The sequence below is a fragment of the Pirellulales bacterium genome (assembly GCA_035939775.1).
Classification (GTDB): domain Bacteria; phylum Planctomycetota; class Planctomycetia; order Pirellulales; family DATAWG01; genus DASZFO01.
On record DASZFO010000354.1, the window covers coordinates 39,793 to 61,290 of the forward strand.

Annotated in this window: 18 protein-coding genes; 3 read left to right on the forward strand and 15 right to left on the reverse strand. The window is 60.2% G+C overall.

Annotation, left to right across the window (positions count from 1 at the left end):
- Positions 1-286: 286 nt before the first annotated feature.
- Positions 287-2,002 (reverse strand): ATPase, T2SS/T4P/T4SS family, encoded by a 1,716-nt coding sequence (locus VGY55_23085; GenBank protein ID HEV2972871.1) that lies wholly within the window; start codon positions 2,000-2,002, stop codon positions 287-289.
- A gap of 593 nt (positions 2,003-2,595) precedes the next feature.
- Between VGY55_23085 and VGY55_23090 the strand changes: the two genes are divergently transcribed.
- Entirely contained in the window at positions 2,596-6,486 is a 3,891-nt protein-coding gene (locus VGY55_23090) for a DUF4082 domain-containing protein (GenBank protein HEV2972872.1), read from the forward strand.
- 83 nt (positions 6,487-6,569) lie between these two features.
- On the opposite strand, the gene VGY55_23095 is transcribed toward VGY55_23090, so the two are convergent.
- The 5 genes from VGY55_23095 to VGY55_23115 all read right to left on the reverse strand — a co-directional run bounded on the left by VGY55_23095 (position 6,570) and on the right by VGY55_23115 (position 11,749).
- The gene (locus VGY55_23095) at positions 6,570-7,451 is read right to left on the reverse strand and encodes a mechanosensitive ion channel domain-containing protein (protein HEV2972873.1); all 882 of its coding nucleotides are present in this window, start codon (positions 7,449-7,451) and stop codon (positions 6,570-6,572) included.
- Between the two features lie 92 nt (positions 7,452-7,543).
- A complete protein-coding gene (locus VGY55_23100; GenBank protein HEV2972874.1) occupies positions 7,544-7,789 on the reverse strand; it encodes a hypothetical protein in 246 nt (81 codons plus the stop codon).
- On the reverse strand, positions 7,790-8,344 hold the full coding sequence (locus tag VGY55_23105; protein HEV2972875.1) for an RNA polymerase sigma factor: 555 nt from the start codon (positions 8,342-8,344) through the stop codon (positions 7,790-7,792).
- Positions 8,345-8,596: 252 nt separating this feature from the next.
- Positions 8,597-10,009 carry a PhoPQ-activated protein PqaA family protein gene (locus VGY55_23110; protein ID HEV2972876.1) on the reverse strand — a complete coding sequence of 471 codons (1,413 nt, stop codon included), beginning with the start codon at positions 10,007-10,009 and terminating at the stop codon, positions 8,597-8,599.
- Positions 10,010-10,096: 87 nt separating this feature from the next.
- Entirely contained in the window at positions 10,097-11,749 is a 1,653-nt protein-coding gene (locus VGY55_23115) for a S1 RNA-binding domain-containing protein (GenBank protein HEV2972877.1), read from the reverse strand.
- 78 nt (positions 11,750-11,827) lie between these two features.
- Between VGY55_23115 and VGY55_23120 the strand changes: the two genes are divergently transcribed.
- Complete coding sequence (locus tag VGY55_23120) at positions 11,828-12,427, forward strand: DNA-3-methyladenine glycosylase I (GenBank protein HEV2972878.1); 600 nt, start codon at positions 11,828-11,830, stop codon at positions 12,425-12,427.
- A gap of 29 nt (positions 12,428-12,456) precedes the next feature.
- Here VGY55_23120 and VGY55_23125 read toward each other — a convergent pair whose 3' ends face one another.
- From VGY55_23125 to VGY55_23155, 7 genes are all read right to left on the reverse strand, one after another.
- Complete coding sequence (locus VGY55_23125) at positions 12,457-13,371, reverse strand: aminotransferase class IV (GenBank protein ID HEV2972879.1); 915 nt, start codon at positions 13,369-13,371, stop codon at positions 12,457-12,459.
- 10 nt (positions 13,372-13,381) lie between these two features.
- The gene (locus tag VGY55_23130) at positions 13,382-14,386 is read right to left on the reverse strand and encodes a hypothetical protein (protein HEV2972880.1); all 1,005 of its coding nucleotides are present in this window, start codon (positions 14,384-14,386) and stop codon (positions 13,382-13,384) included.
- A 241-nt stretch (positions 14,387-14,627) separates the two neighbouring features.
- Positions 14,628-15,119 (reverse strand): hypothetical protein, encoded by a 492-nt coding sequence (locus VGY55_23135; GenBank protein ID HEV2972881.1) that lies wholly within the window; start codon positions 15,117-15,119, stop codon positions 14,628-14,630.
- 116 nt (positions 15,120-15,235) lie between these two features.
- Entirely contained in the window at positions 15,236-15,373 is a 138-nt protein-coding gene (locus VGY55_23140) for a hypothetical protein (protein HEV2972882.1), read from the reverse strand.
- Entirely contained in the window at positions 15,366-16,148 is a 783-nt protein-coding gene (locus VGY55_23145) for a hypothetical protein (GenBank protein ID HEV2972883.1), read from the reverse strand. Before VGY55_23145 ends, VGY55_23140 begins: the two co-directional genes overlap by 8 nt.
- A gap of 191 nt (positions 16,149-16,339) precedes the next feature.
- A complete protein-coding gene (locus tag VGY55_23150; protein ID HEV2972884.1) occupies positions 16,340-17,365 on the reverse strand; it encodes a hypothetical protein in 1,026 nt (341 codons plus the stop codon).
- A 302-nt stretch (positions 17,366-17,667) separates the two neighbouring features.
- Complete coding sequence (locus VGY55_23155) at positions 17,668-17,943, reverse strand: hypothetical protein (protein ID HEV2972885.1); 276 nt, start codon at positions 17,941-17,943, stop codon at positions 17,668-17,670.
- Between the two features lie 209 nt (positions 17,944-18,152).
- Between VGY55_23155 and VGY55_23160 the strand changes: the two genes are divergently transcribed.
- Positions 18,153-19,403: a class I SAM-dependent rRNA methyltransferase gene (locus tag VGY55_23160; GenBank protein ID HEV2972886.1), complete on the forward strand. Its 1,251-nt coding sequence runs from the start codon at positions 18,153-18,155 to the stop codon at positions 19,401-19,403.
- A 93-nt stretch (positions 19,404-19,496) separates the two neighbouring features.
- On the opposite strand, the gene VGY55_23165 is transcribed toward VGY55_23160, so the two are convergent.
- Complete coding sequence (locus tag VGY55_23165; protein ID HEV2972887.1) at positions 19,497-20,435, reverse strand: HTTM domain-containing protein; 939 nt, start codon at positions 20,433-20,435, stop codon at positions 19,497-19,499.
- A gap of 1 nt (position 20,436) precedes the next feature.
- Positions 20,437-21,222 carry a hypothetical protein gene (locus VGY55_23170; protein ID HEV2972888.1) on the reverse strand — a complete coding sequence of 262 codons (786 nt, stop codon included), beginning with the start codon at positions 21,220-21,222 and terminating at the stop codon, positions 20,437-20,439.
- Positions 21,223-21,498: the final 276 nt, after the last annotated feature.

Genomic DNA, 21,498 nt, shown 5'->3' on the forward strand with positions numbered 1-21,498 from the left:
GGCGCGCGACGGAAACTCGCGACCGAACGGTTTGCCTTTTCCGAATCCAACCTCGCCGGCGGACCTGCTTTCCACTGCTTAGCTTTTACTGCGCAGTTTTTGCAGTGTTGCTTGTGCAGTGTTTTCTGTGCTGCGGTTAATTGTGGTACCAACCTGACCCTGTAAGCCCCCGGCCCGTTGGTCAATCGCGAAAATCACCAACAAGGGGCTTAAGCCGTTTGCTTGCTAGACGATTATTCGCAGTGCTAGCGGGACGCTCAAGTTTTTGGTGCAACAAACGACAGAATCAGTGCTCCTCCGTCTTTTTAGCAACGCGAAAGACCTCTTCAATCGTGGTAATTCCCTTGAGCACTTTGAGAATTCCGTCGCTATAGAGGGTGGTCATGCCTTGAGCGATCGCCGCCTTGCGAATGGCCTGGGTGGGCGCGCCCTCGAACGCCAATTCACGAATTCGCGATGACATCAGCATGAGTTCGAAAATCCCCAACCGCCCTCGATAGCCGGTGCGCTGGCAGTGTGTGCAGCCTTTTCCCTTGGAGAACGAGGCCCCGACTGCCATCTCTGGCGTAATTCCCGCGGCATCGAGGACCGAGTCGGGAGGCGTAAATGGCTGCTTGCACTTGGTGCAAATCACGCGCACCAACCGCTGTGCAAGCACGGCGATGATGCTGCTGGAGACCAGATAAGCGGGAACTCCCATGTCGATCATGCGCGTAATAGCTCCGGGCGCATCGTTCGTATGCAGTGTACTGAAAACCAAGTGTCCCGTCAAAGAGGCCTGTATGCCCATATTTGCCGTCTCGTTGTCGCGCATCTCACCGACGAGAATCACATTCGGGGCCTGTCGCAGCATCGAGCGGATAATCAGTGCAAAATCCAGCCCGATGCCGTGCTTTACCTCCACTTGGTTGATCCCGGGCAGATAGTATTCGACCGGGTCTTCGGCGGTGATGATCTTGACATCGGGGCGGTTCAACTCGTTGAGTGCGGCGTATAGCGTTGTGGTCTTTCCGGAGCCGGTCGGACCGGTAACGAGCACGATTCCATTGGGCCGGCGGATCAAATTGCGAAACGAGCGGAAATCCCCCTCAGATAGCCCCAACTGCCTGACGCCGACTCGGATATTGTCCTTATCGAGGAGCCGCATCACCACCGATTGGCCGTGGTTCGAGGGGAGCACGCTGACGCGCAAGTCGAGTTCTTTCTCGCCGACGGTGATCTTGATCCTCCCGTCTTGCGGCCGGCGGCGTTCGGCAATGTCCATTTTCGCCAGAATCTTGATGCGGGAAAGCAATGCGCCGAGCAACCGCCGCGGGGGGCTATCCCGTTCGACGAGAACACCGTCGATCCGGTATCGAATTCGCACCCGATTCTCGAACGGCTCGACATGAATATCGGACGCCCGAAGCTGCACGGCCTCGCTGATGAGCAGATGCACGAGCCGGACGATCGGGGCGCTCGATTCATCGACCGCTTCATCGGGCCGGACCGTTTCTTCCGCAGTTTCGGTGAAATCAATCGCCGTATCGGTGAATTCCTGAAGCATCGAGTCGGCGCTTTCGCCATCGACCTGCCCATAATGGCGGTTAATGGCGTCGATAATGCTCTCTTTCGGGGCGAGTGCGACGTCGATGTTGCGATTGACGATAAAGCGGATTTTCTCTCGCGTGTCGTAATCCAGCGGATCGCTCATGATAATCTTGAGCGAGCCGTCTTCTTCTGACATCGGAAGGATGGCATTTTCGCGGGCCAGCGACTCGGGAACCAACTCGACGACCGATGGCGGAATAACCACTTCCTTGAGGTTTACGAAATCCAGCCCATGCTCCTGGGCGACTGCCCGCATCACTTCGTCGCCGCTCGCATATCCGAGTCGGATCAATTCGTCGGCGACTTTTTTGCCGGATTCCTTGGCCAGACGTTTGGCCTCGGCCAATTGGTCGGAACTGATAATGCGTTTGCGGATCAGGATTTCGGTAAAATCGCCAGCCAAGGTTGCCACGCTCCTGAAGTTTTGGCCCGTTCCGTTGGACGGGTGCCAGAGATTCCCGCGCTCGTCGTGAAAAGCGAGAGACGCCCCGGCGCTGGAAAGCGGGGGAGAAGGCCTCTCCAAACTCAGCCTAATGGCGCGTTATCTGCCTGTCAACTAACGGCTTGGCGGTTTTGCCAAGAGCGCCCAACAAATCCGGCGGGGACTGTCCCCCTTTTGCGAAGTCCGCGAAGCAAAACGGGGACTGTCCCCTTCTCCCAGCCGGATTTGTTAGGTGCTCTAAATCGCGGATTCGATTCTCCGCCGACACGGGTCGCAGCCGGACGGCGCACGATGAGAGCCCAATTCAAGTTTGGTCCGCGGCGCCAGCCGGTGCCAAGCGCTAAAATGGCGCAACCCATACGACCGTTTTCTCCTCGCTGCCTCCGTCGGTTTTCGGCTCCCCACGGCATGCGGTCGCTATGCACCTCCGGTCAGGCCAATTACCATGAGCGCTAACGGCCGCCACTCGGCATTTTCTCGTTCGAGCGGTAAGGTGGTCCCAATCGTCCAATTTGGGCCAAGTGCACGGATGCGACGGTCACGTTTCATCCGGAGCAACTGCCATGCGTTGGTTTCGCTCGAATCGGAATCTCCCTTCGCGACGGCAGAGCGCCCCACGGAAAACCCGACTCTTCTTTGAGCGGTGCGAATCGCGCCAGCTGCTATCGACCAACACGTCGGCCGGCATGGTCACGTATCACAACGACAATTCCAGCACCGGCCAGAACCTGACCGAGACACAGCTTTCACCCAGCAACGTCAACTCGACGGAGTTCGGCAAGCTCTACACGGCGGTCGTCGATGGGCAGGTTTACGCCCAGCCGCTGTACCTGTCGGGCGTAAACGTCACGGGCGGCTCGTCGATGGGGGTTCACAATGTGGTTTACGTGGCGACCGAGCACGACAGCCTGTACGCCATCGATTCGAACAGCGGCGCCGTGTTGTGGAGAGTCAGCTTCATCAATCCGGCGGCGGGGATTACCACAGTTCCAAGCGGTGATGTTGCGAGCACGGACCTTGCGCCGGAAATCGGTATCACCGCCACGCCCGTGATCGACGCGGCATCCGGCACGCTCTATCTGATTTCCAAGACCAAACAGACGTCGGGCAGCCAACTCCATTATGTCCAAACGCTTTACGCGATCGACGTTGCCAGCGGCGCACTAAAGGGCTCGACGGTGATCGCCGACACGATCGCCACCAATCCGGGCAATATCAAGACCAGCGCTTATACCTACGTCAGCGGTCCGGCCGTCAACGGATCGGGCGATGGCAGCGTTAACGGCGTCGTGCATTTCAACGCCCTGCGACAGCTCGAGCGTCCGGGGCTGACTTTGGCCAATGGCAGCATCTACATGGCCTTTGCGTCACACGGCGACAACGGTCCCTATCACGGCTGGGTGCTCAGCTTCAATGAGCAGACGCTGGTATTGAACGGCGTTTTCAACACCACTCCCAGCGGCAGCGAAGGGGGCATCTGGCAATCCGGCGACTCCGTGGCCGTCGACGCCCAAGGGGCGCTTTACGTCGAGACCGGCAACGGCACTTTTGACACCACGATGAACGCGGGCGGCATGCCGATTCACGGCGACTACGGCGATTCATTCATTAAGATCGTCGTCGATCCGACGACCAGCGCGACGAGCCAGAACGTCAATGGTTGGGGGCTGAAGGCGGTCGACTACTTTACACCCTTCAATCAGGCAACGTTCGATGCCCACGACACCGATCTCGGCTCCGGCGGACCGATCCTGCTGCCCGATTCGGCCGGCAGCTCGGCCCACCCGCATCTTTTGGTTGGCGGCGGCAAGGAGGGCCGGATCTACCTGATCGACCGCGACAATATGGGCCGCTTCAGCGCCACAACCGATCACGTTGTGCAGGAACAAACTAGTGCGGTCGGACCGATCTTCGACACGCCGGCGTATTTCAGCAACGGCACTACAAACTACATTTACTATGGAGCGGTCGGCGATTCGCTCAAGGCGTTCACCGTGGCCAACGCTTCCTTCTCGAAGGCCGCGGTCATGCATTCCAGTGACACGCTCGCGTTCCCCGGCGCCACCGCGAGCGTATCCGCTAACGGCGCGTCCGGCGGAATTGTGTGGGACGTGGATCACGGCACGAATCAACTGCGGGCTTACGATGCGAATAACCTGGCGAACGAACTTTACACCAGCGCGCAAGCAGCGGGCAGCCGCGACGCGCTGGGATCAACGACAAAATTCTCCGTGCCGACAGTGATCAACGGCGAGGTGTTTGTCGGCACCGGCAACAGCCTGGTGATTTACGGGCTGTTTCCGCCGCCGCAGTTGGGACCGGGACCCTATTCACTTTGGACTACGTCGACAGTTCCCGGCTGGATTGACAATCCCGATGGCAATGCCGTTGAGTTGGGCATGAAATTTCGCTCGGACGATGACAGCTATATCAGCGGCCTCCGCTTTTACAAGAGCACGAACAACACGGGCGTTCACGTCGCCGATCTTTGGACCAGCGACGGCATGCTCCTAGCCACGGCCACGTTCAGCGGCGAGACGGCCTCGGGCTGGCAGACCGTTTACTTTGCTCAGCCCGTGGCGATCAAGGCCAACACGGTCTACATCGCCTCGTATCACACCGACACGGGCAACTACTCGGACAACATTGGCTACTTTACATCTGGCCTGAACAACGGCCCGTTGCACGCGCCGGCCAACGGCGTGAGCGGCCCGAACGGCGTTTATGCCTACGGCGCGTCGGGCAGTTTCCCGACGAGCACATATAACGCGAGCAATTATTGGGTCGACGTGCTGCTCACTTCGTTGGTGAACTCCGTCACGCCGACCAATGGCGCGGCCGGAGTGGCCATCGACTCGTCCATCACAGTGCGGTTCAACGCCCCAATGAACTCGGCCACGGTCAATTCGAATACAATCCTGCTGCAAGATTCCTCGGGCAACGCGGTCGGCACGCAAGTCAACTACGACACAACCAGCATGACGGCGACGCTCATGCCTCAATCATCACTGGTCAAAGGAAGGAGTTACACGGTGATCGTCGTCGTCGGCGCCAACGGTGTTGCCGACCAGGACGGCAACACGCTCACAAGCAATTTCAGTTCCGCCTTCACGACCGTTGCCCCGCCGATTCCGCTGGGGCCTGGTCCATTCAGCATTTGGAGCAACTCGACGACGCCGTCGGTGATCGATAATCCGGACAGTCAGGCCGTGGAACTGGGAGTGAAATTCCGTGCCTCGGGCGACGGGTACATCACGGGAATCCGCTTTTACAAGAGCACGAAAAACACGGGAACTCACGTCGGCAATCTCTGGGCCAGCGACGGCACCCTCCTGGCGACTGCCACGTTCACGAGTGAATCGGCCTCCGGCTGGCAAACGGTCACTTTCGCGCAGCCGGTGGCGATCAAGGCGGGCACGACGTATATTGCCTCGTACCACACCAATGCGGGCAACTACGCCGACGACATCGGTTTCTTCTCGTCGAAATCCGTGACCAACGGGCCACTTACTGCGCTGGCCGATGGTACTGACGGCCCGAACGGCGTTTATCAATACGGTGCGTCGAGCGCATTCCCATCGAACACCTATAGCGGCAGCAACTATTGGGTCGACGTGGTGCTTACATCGCTAGTTAACTCGATCACGCCGGCCAACAAGGCGACCGGAGTGGCAACCGGCGCGACCGTGCAGATCAAGTTCAACGCGGCAGTGGACCCGACGACGCTCACCTCAAGCACGCTGTCGTTGCGAAATTCGTCGAATACTGTCGTCGCCACATCAATCGGCTACGACGCGAACAGCCAAACCGCCACGCTCACGCCGCAGGCCGCGCTCGCCAATAGCGCAACCTACTCGGTCGTCGTCAAAGGAGGCGCGGCAGGCGTAACGGATATCATTGGCGACCAGATGGCGAGCGATTTGATCTCGACCTTCACGACCGCCGTTTCCGTGATGTCGCAAACCACCACGAGCATCTGGAGCACTTCAACCGTGCCAACCTGGATCGATAATCCCGACCCGAACGCCGTTGAGTTGGGTGTGAAGTTCCGCTCGGATGTGGACGGCTTCATCACCGGCATCCGCTTCTATAAAAGTGCGAACAATACCGGCACGCACGTCGGCAATCTGTGGGCCAGTGATGGGTCGCTCTTGGCGACCGCTACCTTCTCGGGCGAATCGACCTCCGGCTGGCAGACGGTGACCTTCTCGCAGCCAGTTGCGATCAAGGCCAACACAACCTACATCGCCTCCTACCACACCAACAGCGGAAACTATTCCGACAACATCGGCTACTTCGCAAGCGGCAGCATCACGAATGGCCCGTTGCACGCGCTGGGCGACGGCGTCGATGGCCCCGATGGCGTCTATCACTACGGCGCGGGCGGCGTTGTGCCCAGCGACACGTATCACGCCAGCAACTATTGGGTTGACGTGCTCTTCACGACTCCGTAAAAGCACGCGACCCCGGCGCGTCGTTGCCGACGGTCGGGGTCGCTTGAGGATGGTTGCAGTAGTCGCTGCCGCGACGGCGCCGCCTAGCGCACCGCCTCGTTCAGCATCTTCGCGTTCGGCACGCTGTGGCGGTTCAGCAGTCCGTGCTCGTCGGTTTCGATGATGGTCGAGACCGGGCCGACTTCGCGAACGATTCCGTCCATGCCGGCCACGCTCACGTGATCGCCGGTCTGAAGTCGCTGCCGGACATAGTAGCCCGCCAGGATTCCGCCCATCACCTCACGCCCGCCGAGGCCGAAGGCCAGGCCGAAGCCGAGGGCCGTCGCGCCGAAGGCGATCAGAATCAGGTCCTTGAACAGCTCCAAATCCATGCCGAGCTGAAGTTGAGTCAATGCGGTATAGAACGTGAGCAGAGCCAGCACGTAGTAGCAGCCGCTGGCGAGTTTTTCGGCATAGCTGATGCCGACGCGGTCGGCGCTGGTGGCGATCACTCCGCGGAGGAAACTGGCCAATAGCAGGCCGACCACGACAACCACCGTGGCGACCAACAGCTTGGGAATGTAGTTGACGACCGTGCCCATCGCTTCCGACAGCTTGGTGAGTTCAAGGATATTGAACGCCGCCATCAAGAACACGCACATGAGCAACCAGAACACGATCGTGCCCACGACGCCCGACACGTTGCGCTTGATCCCCATGTGCTGCATCGACTGGGCCAGGCCGCTATGCTCGGCCGCCTTTTGCAGGCCGGCCTTTTCGCAGAGCAGCGTGATCAGCCGTCCCACGAGCCGGGCCACAATGTAGCCGACCACCAGGACCACGATCATCGCCACTAGCCGCGGAGCAAACTCGATGACGTTATGAAACGCCTGGTTGAAGCTGTTCTGCAGAACCTCGTTCCATTTCTCGAAGGTTCGGGTTACGCCTTCCGTGGCCGTCTGAGTAGTCATCGCGATATCTGCCATAAAATCTCTCCTCTCAATCCCTGGGGATTGAAGTTGTGGGCCGGTTCGGCCCCCCTTTTGCGCCAAGGTCTTGTAAAGTTAGTGGGCGAAGCTCACGGCGCTGGCCGGTTGTCGTCCTGACGTCCCGACTCGAACTTCCCCGTTACGGTCAGTTTCAATAAATCCGCGACGGCTCGGGCGAAATGCGTCACGGCAAACCCGAAACCGCGTGTGGCCAGGTCGACGAATTGGCTCGCGACCAGCCGCTTGTTGATTCGTTCGTGCAATGCCCGATTGAACGTCGGCGGCACCGGCGGCACGGGCAAATCGGCAAGTTGTTCGAACAGGTCCGTCGCCATTTATAGCTGCATTCCGAAACGTTCTTGAATCTTGTCGCAGGCCCGGCTGATTCGCATTTTGCAGGCGCTCACCGAGTGCCCGAAGATATCCGACAGTTCGTCGTAGTTGTAGTTCTCCGCGTATTTCAGGATCAGCATCGCGCGATCTTCCTCGTCCAGAATCTCCAACATGCTCAACAAGTCGAGCGACAGGCTCGAATCGCTCTGCGAGCGATCGGGCGCTTGCTGCTCGAAGGACTCATCCGAGGCGATGTTTTCATGTTTCTGTCGCCGGCCGCGGCCCCGCCGGATCGTGAGGCAGGTGCGGACCGCGATGCCGTGGACCCAGGTCGAGTATTTCGATCGCCCCTCGAACTTCGTTCGGTTGAGAAATAGTCGGACGAACACCTCTTGGGCCGCGTCGTTCGCGTCGTGCTCGTTGCTCAACAGGCGAAAGCAGATTTGCCAAACCCGCTGCCGGAACCGTTCGACCAAGGCGACAAACGCCGGTCCATCGGAACCTTCGCGGGCCGCCGCGGCAGCCAATTGCTCGTCGCTGAGTTCGGTGACGTTCACAACCGTTTCTACGAGCCGAACCAAGCCGATGGCGGCGAATCCGTTCGCCTTTCAAACGGTTAGTAGCCACGCTAGCCGGGGCGGTCACAATAAATGCCGGCGGCCGGGAATCGCGCTATAAGGCATTGCAGCCAAAGAAGATGCGATTCCCGCTCGCGCCGCCGAAGGGATTGAGGCGACGTATGGAAGCAGAAACGGCGGGCGCGGTCAAGTACAAAGCCTGCCTTTGAAAGTCTGAAAGTCTCGGCCAAGCTAGCGGCCGATGATCTTCACGTTGGTCGAAAGGAAAAGCGGTACGCCGTCGCCGTCGTAGACTGCTTCGCCGAAGAGGGCGGCGAAGCCGGTTGCGGGCTTTGACAAATCGAATGAGTAGCTGCCGTTGTCCGTGTTCGCGGGATGCGAGTCCCATTTGGAGTCGCGGAAGTCGCGGCTGGCGGAGGTGGTTGTCCAGATGCGGACCTCGCGCGGCTTCTTGTCCGATTGGATTTGAAGCGTGGCTTTGTCGTCGCTGTTGTAATAATGCCAGGAGAGTTTCGGCAGGGGCTTGCCGTCGGCCACTTCATGGTGCAGCGCGGCGAGCGCGCCGGCGATCCGCGCGGGATCGTTCAGACTGTGGCCGCTGTTGGGCGTGTAGCAGACGTACTTTTCTCCCTGCAAATCGTCCCAATAGAGGTTCAGCGCGTCGAGAGTCCAATAGCGATCGTTGGTTCCGAGCAGAATGAATTTCGGCTGCGTAATCGCCGCGCGATAGCTATAGGGATCGACGATCGCCTGCAGGCGCTTGCCGCGCTCCGTGTCGAGGAAGCCTTGCAGCCCTTTGTCGGAGTAATCGCGAAGCTGCTCCGAAAAGCGGCCGTACGCCTCTAATTGATGCTTGGTCTGCAAATCGAAATTGAGCGTGTCGATCACCATTGGGGCGAGACAGTTCACGCGCGGATCGACCGCGGCCGTGAGCCAAGTGGTCCAGCCGCGCTTCGAGGCGCCCGTGACCGTGAAGTGCTTGATGTCGAGCGACCACTCTTTGCCGCAGAATTCCTGCACGGCATCCATTCCGCGGACCGCGCTCTTCGTCATCGGCAGAAGCAAGAGCCATTCGGAATCGTTCGTCAGGAAGTACTCCAAGAACGTATATGCGATGATCTTGTCCTCGACGAGCCCGCCGAAAATCGGCTGCTCGGGGACTTGCATCAGCACCGCCACCGGGGCCTGCAAATGCTCGGCCAGATCGGCGATCTTTTCGACTTGTTGGACTCCGCGCTCGTTGTAGTCGAGCGGCGCCCCCTCGGCGATCGGCTGCTCAAGCTCGGATCGCCAGGCGCCGCCGGCGATTATCAGCAATCCTTGGGCGGCGTCGTTCACGTGCGACGGGCGATAGATGAAAAGCTGATGCTTCCAGACGATATTCTTCCAAGTCTGAGAGGTGAGCGTCAGCTCGACGAAGGTCCCCTTACCGGCCTTTCCCTCGCGGCGCTTCGTCCAGCGAAAGCTCTTATCTTCCTTGGCGATGTAGGCCTTGAGTTCGCCGTCGGGCGCCTTCACCGTCGCGGACTCTTCGGCTACCGATCGCTGCGCGCCGACGAGGCAAGCAAAACAGGCGAGCGTGATTCGGGCCAAATAGGAAAGGATGTGTCGGTATCGCGCGCCGCGAATTGGGTTGGTCAACATCGTCGGTCCTCAAGCGGAATTCGCCAGAATTCCGAAGTGGGGGAGAAAGCGAAGGCGACTGAATCCTGGCGAATTCAGCTACAAGATTTACCACTTGAGTCCGAATTGCGAGCCATCGCCGACGCGGCCCAGGCCGCCCTTGAGCGGCGTCTTGCGCTTCGCAGGGGCAGCTTTAGGCGGTTCGGGCTCTTCCGCGGCCGCGGTGGCTTTCTTAATGGGCTCGGGCCGCAGTTGCAGTGCTTTGAGCGACAAGCTGATTCGTTGTGCCTCGGGATCGACGGAGATCACCTTGACCTCGACCTCCTGTCCCTCGGCCACTACATCGCTTGCTCGAAAGACTCGCTGGTGGGCCAATTCGCTGATGTGGATCAGTCCCTCGACGCCAGGCTCCAAGCGGACGAACGCCCCGAATTCGGTCAGCTTCGAGACAGTCCCGCTGACGCGACTGGTTGCCGGATACTTCGCCGTGACGTTGCTCCAGGGGTTTTCCGAGAAATCGCGGAGGTTGAGGCTGATCTTGTGAGTCTGCGGGTCGATCTTTTCGATCTTCACGCGGACTTTCTGTCCCACTTGGAGCACATCGCCCGGATGCTTGATGCGGTCCCAGCTTATTTGGCTGACGTGCAACAGGCCATCGACACCGCCCAAATCGACGAACGCCCCGAAGTCGCGTAGACTGCGGACGATCCCCTCGCGGACCTGACCGGGGGCGAGTTCTTCCAACAGCCGCTTCTTGGCATCAGCCTGCTCGCGCTCGATCATTGCTCGGCGGCTGAGCACGAGATTCCGCCGATCGGGATTGGCTTCCGTAACAATGCAGGGAAACTTCTGCCCGACGAATTGCTCGATCTGCTCGACGCGAAAGGTCGCGATCTGGCTCACCGGGATAAAGCCGCGAATGCGGTTCACCTCGACCTCGAGGCCCCCTTTGTTGTGCCCAGTCACATTGGCCTCGACGACCATTCCCTCCGACACCTGCGACCAATCGCCGACCTCGACGGCTGCGTCCGGCAAACTCACTTCATACAAACCCTCTTCGGCGTTGAAGCGGATAACCAACACATCAAGCATCGTTCCCGGCTCGGGCGGCTCGGCGAATTGGCGAATTGAAACAACTCCTTGATTGCGACCAGGGAGTTCCAGGAATACGTCGTCGCGATACACGTGGACGACCTTACCGAGCTGACGCGACTCCAGCTCAAGTTCCATTCCGACGGCGGCAGCGGTGGCGGCGCCGCGCCCTTCCGCTGCAAGAAGGTCGTCGACCGACATGTCGCCAAGTGCTTCCTGAAGCTCTTGGGCCAATTCCGGAGGCAACTCAGCCCGAAGGTTCGGTGGAGGAACCTTCTCGCCGGTTCGAGCGGGCACGACAAACTTGCGGGGCGTTTTTCCCTGAGCCAGCGGCGCCGGTTTGGGTTGAAACTCACCCGTCGGCGCCGGCTGAGACTCCGCCGATGGTACAGCCGTCGCCGTCGATTCTGCCAACTGAGAAGCGGACTCGATCGGGGACGATTCCTGCGGCGATTCGGAAGCCGTCTGTTGAGTCTGGGCTGGCCCCGCGGGTGTCGCGCCGCCGGGCGATGCCGGGTCCGGAGTCAAGAATAGGGTCTTCACACGCGGCGGAATCCGCGGCGGCGGGGCGCCCTCTCGCTGGCTGCCGATCTTGATCCGTGGTTTGTTGCGGTCCTCGTTGGCCGTCGAATCCGGCGCGGCGGGGGATTCGTGCGGGTCGCTCGTCATAATGGGCTCGTAGTTGACCGGTCGATTGTCAGTTTGCGTGTCAGCGGGTAGTTTCAATCTATGAAGGAAGCGACCAAAATGCAACGCTGCGCGTGGGCCACGAGCGAATTGGGGATCATCTATCACGACCGGCAATGGGGCGTGCCGCTACACGACGATCGAGCGCTGTTTGAAATGCTGATCCTCGAAGGAGCGCAAGCCGGCTTGAGCTGGGAGACGATCCTTAATAAGCGCGAAAACTATCGAGCCGCATTCGACGATTTCGACGCCGAAAAGATCGCCGGCTATAGTCGACGCAAAATCGCCAAGCTCCTGGCGAATCCCGGCATCGTCCGTAACCGACTGAAGGTCGCGGCCGCAGTCCGAAATGCGCAAGCGTTTCTCCAAGTTCGCGAGGAGCACGGCACGTTCGACGGCTACATCTGGCTGTTCGTCGACGGCCGCCCGATACAAAACCGCTGGCGAAATGTGAGGCAAGTGCCGGCTCACACACCGGTGTCGGACGCAATGAGCAAGGATCTGTTGCGTCGCGGCTTCAAATTCGTCGGCACGACGATCTGTTATGCCTACATGCAGGCCGTCGGTATGGTGAACGACCACCTGCTCGATTGTTTCCGATATGCCGAGGTCTCGGGCACCGGCGAATCGCTCGGTAGGATGCGTCGAGCGAAGCGCTGACGCATCGGCGCCCGCGACCGACCAAAGAGCTATCGCGCCGCGAAGCGAGCTGCCTGACTGGCGATATCAAGACCAACCGTTTCGCCCCAGGCTCGCAAAAGTCGCGAATAAACCAATCCCGGCGTGGCGGAGCCGATCGGGCGGCCATCGAACCGCGTGACCGGAAGCAAGCAGTTCGGAGTGCTCGACAGTAAGACCTCATCCGCTTCGGCCACGTCGTCCGGCATGATTTCGCGATCGACAATTGAGAGGTTCAGCTTGCCGGCCAATTCGATCACGAATTCCAAACTCACGCCCGGCAGCACGCTCGAACGCGGCGGCGAAATCAGACCGACGCCGCTAACGTAGAGCAGAATGTTGGCTGTCGAAGTTTCCGTCACGTGCCCGGCGGCATCGAGCAGCATCGCCCGAGCGCCCGGTTCCTTGGCGGTCGCTTCCTTGTCGGCGAGGAAATAGTGCATCCGGCTGCGGCACTTGAGTTCGGCCGGCCAACATTGGGACGGGACCTGCTGGATCGAGGTCGTTACGAGCGACAGTCCCTCGCTGTAGCATTTCGCCCAGAGTCGGAACGCCAGCGGAAACGTGTGCAATCCGACGGTCGCGATGTGGTTCCGACTCTCGGCGAGCGCCGGATATGGCCCAGGCGTGACGAAGATCGCGAGCCCCAGATCGTCTCCCGGCGCCAAAAGCGGATGGTTTCTCGCGACCAACTCCTCGGCAATCTGCCCGAACTCTGCGTTGGTCAACCCGGAGTCGATGCCGCAAACCTCGAGAGAATGTCGCAGCCGCTCGAGGTGCCGACCGAGGCGGAACAGTCGGCCGCCGAAGGTGCGCAGTTGCTCGGTGACTGTCGCCCCCGTCACGAACCCGGCGTCGTCGATCGGCAAAGTCGCCTGACTCGCCGGCAGGATTCGTCCATTTAGAAACGCATATGGTTCGCTCATTTCCCCAGTGTCAGACCGCCGCCTCGGGTTGACAAGCCCTTTGCGATCCGCGGAATCGCGCGACGAGGCCGGCGAGCGGCGAAAACGTGGTCCATTCCGCTCCTGGCGTGGCCGAGATCAAAAAGACCGAGCCGGTGAATACTCCCATGACCGCCGAAAAGGTATAGAGCCGCATGAAAACGGCGATTCCGATATGCAGGCTGATCGTAGCCAGCGCCCAGAAGGTCCGCGTGCGCCTTGGCCAGACAAAGATCGGATATCCGGCCTCGATCACCAGCGTTCCCAAGCCCGCCAGTTTTGGCAGCAGCGGGACGGAGGCGAGCCAGCTCATGTCGAATCCGCAAAGGTCGCTGCGCATCAAGGCGCACCAGATCGCTTCGCCATTCCACCAATCGTCGCCTGCGCCTTTCTCCAGCCCGCACGATAGGTACATGATGCAGAGATGAATCTGAATGACGCGTAGTCCCAGTCGTGCGCTGGACGACGACTCTCCGCTGGTGCGTCCCGCCGAGCGATCGAGCGACAGGGCGCCGCCGATCGGCATCCACATGCCGTAGAAGAGGGCGATTTGAGCAAACGAATCGACGCCGTAGATCGATGCCCCGGCGCTTGATTTCATCATGAGGTGAGTAATGTAAGCCGCGACCGCGGCATAGCGCGTCCGATAGCCGAGCAACAAGGCTGCAAGGGATGCGACATAAACCAAGAACACGCCCTTAACGCAAGCGGCGTCCGAAATCCCGACTGGTGAGAGCGCGTCGGCCAGCCAACCGAGTCGCGGGACAAACTCGTGCAGCGTTGGATCCATCACCTGCCACTGGACGATCCCGCGGCTGCCATATAGATCGAGCAGATTCTGCGCTATCGACAGCGCCTGGAATAAGAGCACGCTGGCTAACCCGATGCGGAACACCGCCAATGGGGCCGGCGAAGCCGGGGCGGACACGAAGCGGACGAATCCCGCCGCTAGGCGGCGAGGCAAGGAAGCGGCGGCGGAGGCGATCGACTCGATCATGGTGATACCTGCGTCCTAAAGCAAGAGCGTGATGAACCGAACCGAGAAGCAATAAAACCGCATGGGCACGAAGACACGAAGGAAGCAATGGAAGATTTGTTTAAAGATGCGTCCACTTCCTGGTGTCTTCATGCCGTTGCGGTTTCGGTTGCTGAAGGCGCTTTGGCCGTGCGGCGTTAAGAAGTTAAGCGTAGGCAGGAGCGAGATGTTACATGGGTTTGCGATCAGGAGGCACTCGAAGTTAGCCGCCATCGCGGCTGAAGCTGGTGGTGTAGACGGTGTCCCACTCCGGCCGGCAGCCTTCGCGATAGCCCTTCATCGTGGGCATGTCCTCCGCCACGGCGAGAACTTCGATTTGGCGAACATGCGGGTAGCGGCCGAACAGGGCGGCTGCCCACGACTTGGCGACCTCACCGCGAAGCTTCTTGTAGGCAAACATGCTCGCCGTGCTATCAAAACGTAGATTGGCCTCGCGGGTCGTTCCTTGTTCGCCCGATTCTTCCCAGGTATTGCCGGCGTCGTCGGTCAGCGTGAAATGGACCTGAAACTGCGGCGCAACGCCAGGAGCGAAAAATCCGAAGCTGTTGTCCGCCCCGGATAATGCGGAATAAGCCGTGACGGTCTGCCCAACGGGAGTGCGTGGGGAAAACAGGCGAATGTGGGCGGCGCCACAGGCAACCAATACGAGGTGGAAGGCGGCCAACGCGGTCAAGAAGGCGAAGCGGAGGGTCATGGCGAGGGTCCTTTCGGGTCAAAAATGGAGTTCTATTCGACCGGCCTGCGTTTCTTAGCCCTCTCAATACTTGAGAGGGCGGAGTAAGGGAGAGACTGCAAGTGTGCGACTCCCGCTTACCCCGGCCCCTTTCGAGCCATCGGCAGGCTCACGTCGAAAGGGGCAACGCGGGGTGAATCAACGCTGGTCCAAGAAATGACGGCGCCGGTCACTTGGACCGGCGCCGTCTCGAGCTTTTTGGCCGACTTAGGCATCGTAGCCGTCGTCGCATCCACCGTCGTAACCGCCATCGCAACCATCGTCGCAACCGCCGTCGCAGCCTCCGCCGAAGAAGCTGCCGAAGCAGCCATCGCCACCGAAGAAGCTGCCGAAGCAACCGTCGCCGCCGCAGTTCATATCACCGCGGTACGAGCGGAAGTTGCCGCATCGATCACCTCGGTATTCGCCGCAACGGTCCGAGTTGTAGCTGCCGCATCGGTCGCCGCGGTAGTCGCCACAGCGATCCGAGTTGTAGCTTCCGCAACGGTCTGAGCGGTAGCTGCCGCAACGATCCGAGTTGTAGCTGCCGCAGCGGTCCGAGTTGTAGCTTCCGCAGCGGTCCGAATTGTAGCTGCCGTAACCGCCGGAGCGGTCGGAGCCGCATTTATCGCTGCCATTGTAGTCGCTGTACGACTTGCAGTTGTCGTCGCTATAGGACTTGTAGCTCTTGGAGCTGTAGTCCTGGTACGACTTCGAGTTGTAGTCCTTATACGACTTCGAGCTGTAGTCTTTGTACGACTTGGAACTCTTGTCGCTGTAAGACTTTGAACTGTAGCTGCCGCTCTTGTGGCTGTTGCTGGTCATCCGCTTGTTGTTGGTCTTGCCGCTGGTGTGGGGCATATTATGGGCCATGTTGTGACCGCTTCCCTTAACCAACGTGGGCTTGATCTGGTTCAGCGACACGCCAGCTTGGGGGTTGGTGGTAAGCGTGATGATGGCAATACCGGCGACGAGCGTGGGGACGGCCCCGAGAAGCATTTTCCGCAACATGGTAGAACTCCTTATTGGCTGTGGGTTTGTTTCGTGGGGGCCGACCTCCGACCTCCCACAGGGAGTTCAGCGTGGTGCGATTGCAAATGTTACAAGAAAAAGAATGGCCGGCGGCCGGGAGCGCGGCGACAGCCAGCGGCGAATCGAAACGGCAACGGCCGCCGGGAGACCGATAGCGGCGCGGTTTCGGCCTACTTCGCGGCGTCGAGAAAGAGAAACGGCAGCATGTCGATTACAAGGCTGTCGTTGTAGAAATACCGCGACCATTCGTGCTGCTTGCCGATCGTGCAACAGACATCGAGTTGCTCGATTTTCTGCGTGTCGAACGGGCCGCAAACGCCGACGTAGCCGAGCGCCTCGGCGCTCGAGCAGCGTTCCAGGTGCGGGTAAAGCTTAAGCGCGGAATCGCAACCGTTGTTCAGCAGCAACATCCTGTCCGCAAACGGAACGGCCTCGCCGTTGGGATGGCCAGGCGATATCCAATCGCAATCCTCGGCCGCGGCCAAGAGCACGGCCCGGACGGTTCGATGGGGCGCCTTCGCGTCGGCTGGCACTGTCAGACCGAGCAACTGCCCGCCACCAAGCAGGTGCAACGCCCCGGTTGCCACTCGGGCGCCGAGGCTATAACCAATCAAGCCAATCTTCGCATGGACGTCGATCCGTCCGATCAGCCAGGCGAGGTAATAGGCATCGACGTCGGAGCGATGAGCGTGCATCCGCGTCGTCCGCAACGGGTGCTTCCCCTGATCGGTCGGCCACGACCAGATCACAAATCGCAAACCCTGGTTTACCGCGGCGTGAGCCGCTAGACGGGCGTAAATGGTAAAACCCTGTTCGACGGCATCGTCGGCGCTATCGAAATTCCCGTGAACGTAGAAATCGGTCGCTGCGCTTGGATCGTCAGTCGCGAGAAACGCGGCAAGCGTCGAATCAGTCCAGCCGCCGTTGCCGTTATACTTCCAAAGCCGCAAGGCACGCGCAGCCCCATCGCTCGGGCAACCCAATTCGCGCGTGCTGATCAACCAGATTTGGTCGCGCTGGCGAAGATCGTTGCATTTCCTGGGGGCCGGCGTCGCCGGGCGCGACGTCGGTGATTTGATCGCGGGCGGATCGTCCGCGGTGCTCGCGGACGCCAACCGTCCGTAGCCGACGATCGTCGCGGCGACTGCAATGACAACGCAGCCGAGCAAGTGCTGACGCCGATCTTCGATGTTCATACTGAGCGGATTCAGGATTGCGGACCACCGGCTGCTGACGATCGCCTCGTAGGTATCTCATCGGCAGTTTTTTGAGCGGCCAGCCGACAGGCAGGCGGTCGACTTACAGGATGCCCGACCCCGCGGCCGAGAGATTCGTTGCATCCGTTTCAGACGGACGGATCAATGTAGCATTATTTCGACGCGCGGGCGTTGAATTCTGGCCACGGCCGGTTGCGGAAATTCAACATGTTTCATTTGCACTTCAGCGGATGTGTTGTAGAGTTGCTTGACCTACGGCTCGCCTGGTTCACGTTTTGGTTTCAAACGGAGATTACCGCCATGAAGAGGCTTCTGATCCTGACGGCTTTGGCGCTCATGACGTGCAGCGCGGCTGGTTGCGAGTGCTGCGGAGTGGGCGGCGGGGGGATGTTGCAAATGTTCCGCAGGAACCGTTGCAATTCCTGCAGTCCGTGCGAATCGTCGATCCCCTGCAGTTCGTGCTCGCCGGTGATGCAGTCGAGCGGCTGCGGCTGCGGCAATGGCGAGCCGGTGATGAGCGCCCCGAGCATCTCTCCGGGACCTGAATCGTACAGCATGTCGCACAAATAACGGCGCCCCAGCCTGGAGTTCAGCCCGAGACGGGACTTCGGACCAATGACCTGCCGCGGGCCGGTCGCGCGATCCTGATCGCGACCGCCCGTGGGAGGCCGAGGGAACTGGGAAATGAGTAGGGTATGAATTGCGCGAATTCAGTCTACAATGACTGGATTATCCGTCGCTCGCACCTCATGCCCAGCAGGTCGCCGTGTCTGATTCGACTCAGCCATTGCTCGAAGGTGCGCCGCTGCGCGAATGCGCTCCAGGAACGGGGGTCGCGCAGGTCCGGCTGAAGCCGCGTAAGGTCCGGCCCTTCTTCGGCCGGCATCCGTGGGTTCTCGACACTGCCATTGCCAGGATCGACGGTCATCCGGCGGACGGCGACGTCGTCGATTTGATCTCGGACAAGGGACGGTTCGTCGCCCGCGGGCTGTTCAACAGCCGAAGCCGAATCCGCGTGCGGCTCTATAGCTGGCTGGCCTCCGAGCCGCTCGACGATAGTTTCTGGCGGCGGCGACTGGAAGCGGCCATCGCCTTGCGTCGCAATCTTGGCTACACCGATCCAAACGGCGCGGCGCGGCTCGTCTTCAGCGAGGCCGATGGGCTAAGCGGCTTGATCGTCGATCGTTATGGGCCGTATCTGGCGATTCAAACGACGGCGCTAGCGATGGCCCAGCGGCTGGATCTGTTGACGCCGATGCTCGTTGAGTTGATTCAGCCGCGCGGGATTGTTGTTCGCAATGAGCGCGGTCTGGCGCAAACCGAAGGGATTCAAGTGGTGGAGGGGCGGCACTGGGGGCAGATGCCGGACGGGCCGGTCTTCATCGAAGAACATGGGCTGCGTTATGGCGTCGATTTACGAGAAGGGCAAAAGACGGGCTTCTATCTCGATCAGCGGGAGAATCGCCGAATTGCCGCCGGCTATTGCCGCGGGCGGCGCGTGCTCGATCTGTTCTGCTATAGCGGCGGATTTGGTCTCGGTGCTTTGGCGCTAGGAGGCGCGCGGGAAGTGCTTGCCGTCGATAGCAGCCAAAAGGCTCTGACGCTCGCGCGAGCTAACGCCGAATTGAACGGCGTGTCGAACATCCATTTTCAGGCCAGCGACGGATTTGAGATGCTCGATTCGCTGCGCGCTGCAGGCGAAAGATTCGGGGCAGTGATTCTCGATCCGCCGAAATTCGCCCGCAGCCGCGCAGCGCTCGACGACGCGCTGATGGCCTATCACCGCTTGAATCGCACGGCCGCCGAATTGCTCGAACCGGGCGGCATTCTTGTCACGTGCAGTTGCTCGGGGCACGTCACCCGCGAGGATTTTCTGCACATGCTCTCCGGCGTGGCCCAACGCTCCGGGCGCGATATTCAGGTGCTCGAACAGCGAGGCGCCGCCCCCGATCATCCGGTCGGCGCAAGCTGCCTGGAGACCGAATACCTCAAATGCTTCATCTGCCGCGTTGTGTAGCAAGCAGCCGTAGGGTGCGTCGAGTCCGCGAAGACGCGGCACGTCGCGCCGGTGCGTCAGCGCTGCGCTTGACGCACCCTACAATCTAGATCGTCAAGCCGAAGTGGTTCGTCTCTCAAAGCAATTGCGCAGGCAATCCGGCGAGACAAACGCCAGATTGGCCACTAGCATCATAAGCACCCAGCTCGTCATGCCCGTCAACAGCGCCGTTCCGATCCAAATCGGCAGCGACAGCCCCAAGAGCAGCGGCCGGGCCATTCTATTCCAAATCAAGAATGCGAAGCACAACTCGAAGAGCACGATAGCCAGCGTCCAGAGGTTAATCACATACATATGGTTCGCTAAGCCCGTCAGATCGAGCAGGCGCGACTCGGGTTTGACGATGAGCCCCCAAACGGCCCGTCCGGCCAACCACACCGGGCTCCTCAGTTTGGCCATCGCCATCATGAAATAAATCACTGAAAGGTGCACCTGCATCAGGCGAACGACGACGGTCGCCCCCCAACACTGTCTTGGCGCGGTTTCCGCGGCCGCTGTTTTGCGTCGATCTCTCCAAGAGTCGAGCGACAACGCCGCTCCACACGGCCCGAGGCAAAGATAAAACATCAACATGGCGACAATGTCGTCCACCGGACGAGCCAACATCGGTCCGCGATGAATTAGCGATAGCACGGCGAACAGGGCCACCACCGCCGTTACGCGCGTAAATAGACCCACGAGAAACAACGCCAGAGCCGCGGCGCCGATCCAAAAGAGCGCCCACAGCGACGACGTTGAATTCGCGTAGTCAAAGGCCGAAAAGACTTTTGCGTCGCGGAGGTGCAAGACGGCGTTTTCCGGCAGCAGTCCGTCCGGCCCGAACCAGCGTTCCAGGTCGGGAATGCAGCTCAGGTAAAGACCCAGGGCCACGATCGCCGTCAGCACCCGAATCATGCCGAGCGTGAACGGATCGCTCGGGGTAAACCAGAAACGGTTCCAGCTTTCGCCGAAGCGTCGCGCGAGCGTGTCGAAATAGGATCGAATTGCGGGCATATTATTTGTCGGCGGAGCGCGGCGCGGGTGCGGAGAGCGATTTCGTCGAGGTCCGCGGGCTCGGTTTCGGCTTCAGCTCGGCCTGTCGATGGGCGGGCGATGTCTCCGCCGCGGGCAGATTCTCGAAGAACGTCGGTCGATCATGATCCAGGACCACAACGCCGTCGATCGCGACGCCAAAATACCGCGCGTCGAATGGATTGCGTTCGCGCGGATCGTCGGAATCCAATTCAGTCAGGCTGATGCCCTGATGATAAACGCACCGTAGCGAGACCGATGTCGCGTCGTGATGTTGGCGAATCAATTGGCCGCCGATCCCTTCGAGAAGCTGTGTTTTGCGTTGCGTATCGATTTCCTCCGCTTCCGTGGCGGTTGCACGAGCGGCGTAGACCGCCACCGTTCGCGCGAGTTGCTGTTCGCGCTGCACGCGCTCGCTGGGCCAGGTCGATGGTTCGGGAATCACGATCGGCGGGTCGGCGCGTCCATTCGCATACTTGACCGTTGCTTCCAATCGATGGTCCCAATCCAACGGCAAATCGTTCATCAAGTGATAGTCGTAGCCGCGATCCAGCCAGAATTGAGCCAGGTACGGCCCGAGACCCGGTGTCTGTTGCTTGATGCTGCCGAGCAGAGCGGCCCTGGCAGTGCCAAAATCGCCATCGGTCATTACCGCCATGCCAACCGCGAACAGATGCACGAAGAGCAGCAACGATACGATCGTCCTGATGTTTTGGCTGGGTCCGCCGAAGAGATTTGAGGTCTCTTCGCGGTCGTTGGATGAATTCATGGCTTTTTGGGGCACTGGCCTCGGTCGGCTTTGAAGAGATGATGTCGAAGACGAAACCAGTGTAGTCACCATGCGACCCGCGAGGAAGTGGCGCAGCGGGCCACGCCGATTAACCATAGATCGGACCGCTTGAATCCGCCGCTCGACGCCGGCGGTTTCAGACTGTGCAGACGACATAACCGTTGCCACGAGAAAACGTGTTGCATGCCGCACCTCGGCTCGTGGCATTGGTCGATAAGATGATTCGATGAGCGCACCCTGCGCTCGGTCCGATCC

Bases quoted from the DNA above. Each gene is read 5' to 3' on its own strand.
- VGY55_23090 (HEV2972872.1), top strand. From the start codon at position 2,596: ATGCGTTGGTTTCGCTCGAATCGGAATCTCCCTTCGCGACGGCAGAGC.
- VGY55_23095 (HEV2972873.1), bottom strand. From the start codon at position 7,451: ATGGCAGATATCGCGATGACTACTCAGACGGCCACGGAAGGCGTAACC.
- VGY55_23100 (HEV2972874.1), bottom strand. From the start codon at position 7,789: ATGGCGACGGACCTGTTCGAACAACTTGCCGATTTGCCCGTGCCGCCG.
- VGY55_23110 (HEV2972876.1), bottom strand. From the start codon at position 10,009: ATGTTGACCAACCCAATTCGCGGCGCGCGATACCGACACATCCTTTCC.
- VGY55_23115 (HEV2972877.1), bottom strand. From the start codon at position 11,749: ATGACGAGCGACCCGCACGAATCCCCCGCCGCGCCGGATTCGACGGCC.
- VGY55_23120 (HEV2972878.1), top strand. From the start codon at position 11,828: ATGCAACGCTGCGCGTGGGCCACGAGCGAATTGGGGATCATCTATCAC.
- VGY55_23125 (HEV2972879.1), bottom strand. From the start codon at position 13,371: ATGAGCGAACCATATGCGTTTCTAAATGGACGAATCCTGCCGGCGAGT.
- VGY55_23130 (HEV2972880.1), bottom strand. From the start codon at position 14,386: ATGATCGAGTCGATCGCCTCCGCCGCCGCTTCCTTGCCTCGCCGCCTA.
- VGY55_23135 (HEV2972881.1), bottom strand. From the start codon at position 15,119: ATGACCCTCCGCTTCGCCTTCTTGACCGCGTTGGCCGCCTTCCACCTC.
- VGY55_23140 (HEV2972882.1), bottom strand. From the start codon at position 15,373: ATGCCTAAGTCGGCCAAAAAGCTCGAGACGGCGCCGGTCCAAGTGACC.
- VGY55_23145 (HEV2972883.1), bottom strand. From the start codon at position 16,148: ATGTTGCGGAAAATGCTTCTCGGGGCCGTCCCCACGCTCGTCGCCGGT.
- VGY55_23150 (HEV2972884.1), bottom strand. From the start codon at position 17,365: ATGAACATCGAAGATCGGCGTCAGCACTTGCTCGGCTGCGTTGTCATT.
- VGY55_23155 (HEV2972885.1), bottom strand. From the start codon at position 17,943: ATGCTGTACGATTCAGGTCCCGGAGAGATGCTCGGGGCGCTCATCACC.
- VGY55_23165 (HEV2972887.1), bottom strand. From the start codon at position 20,435: ATGCCCGCAATTCGATCCTATTTCGACACGCTCGCGCGACGCTTCGGC.
- VGY55_23170 (HEV2972888.1), bottom strand. From the start codon at position 21,222: ATGAATTCATCCAACGACCGCGAAGAGACCTCAAATCTCTTCGGCGGA.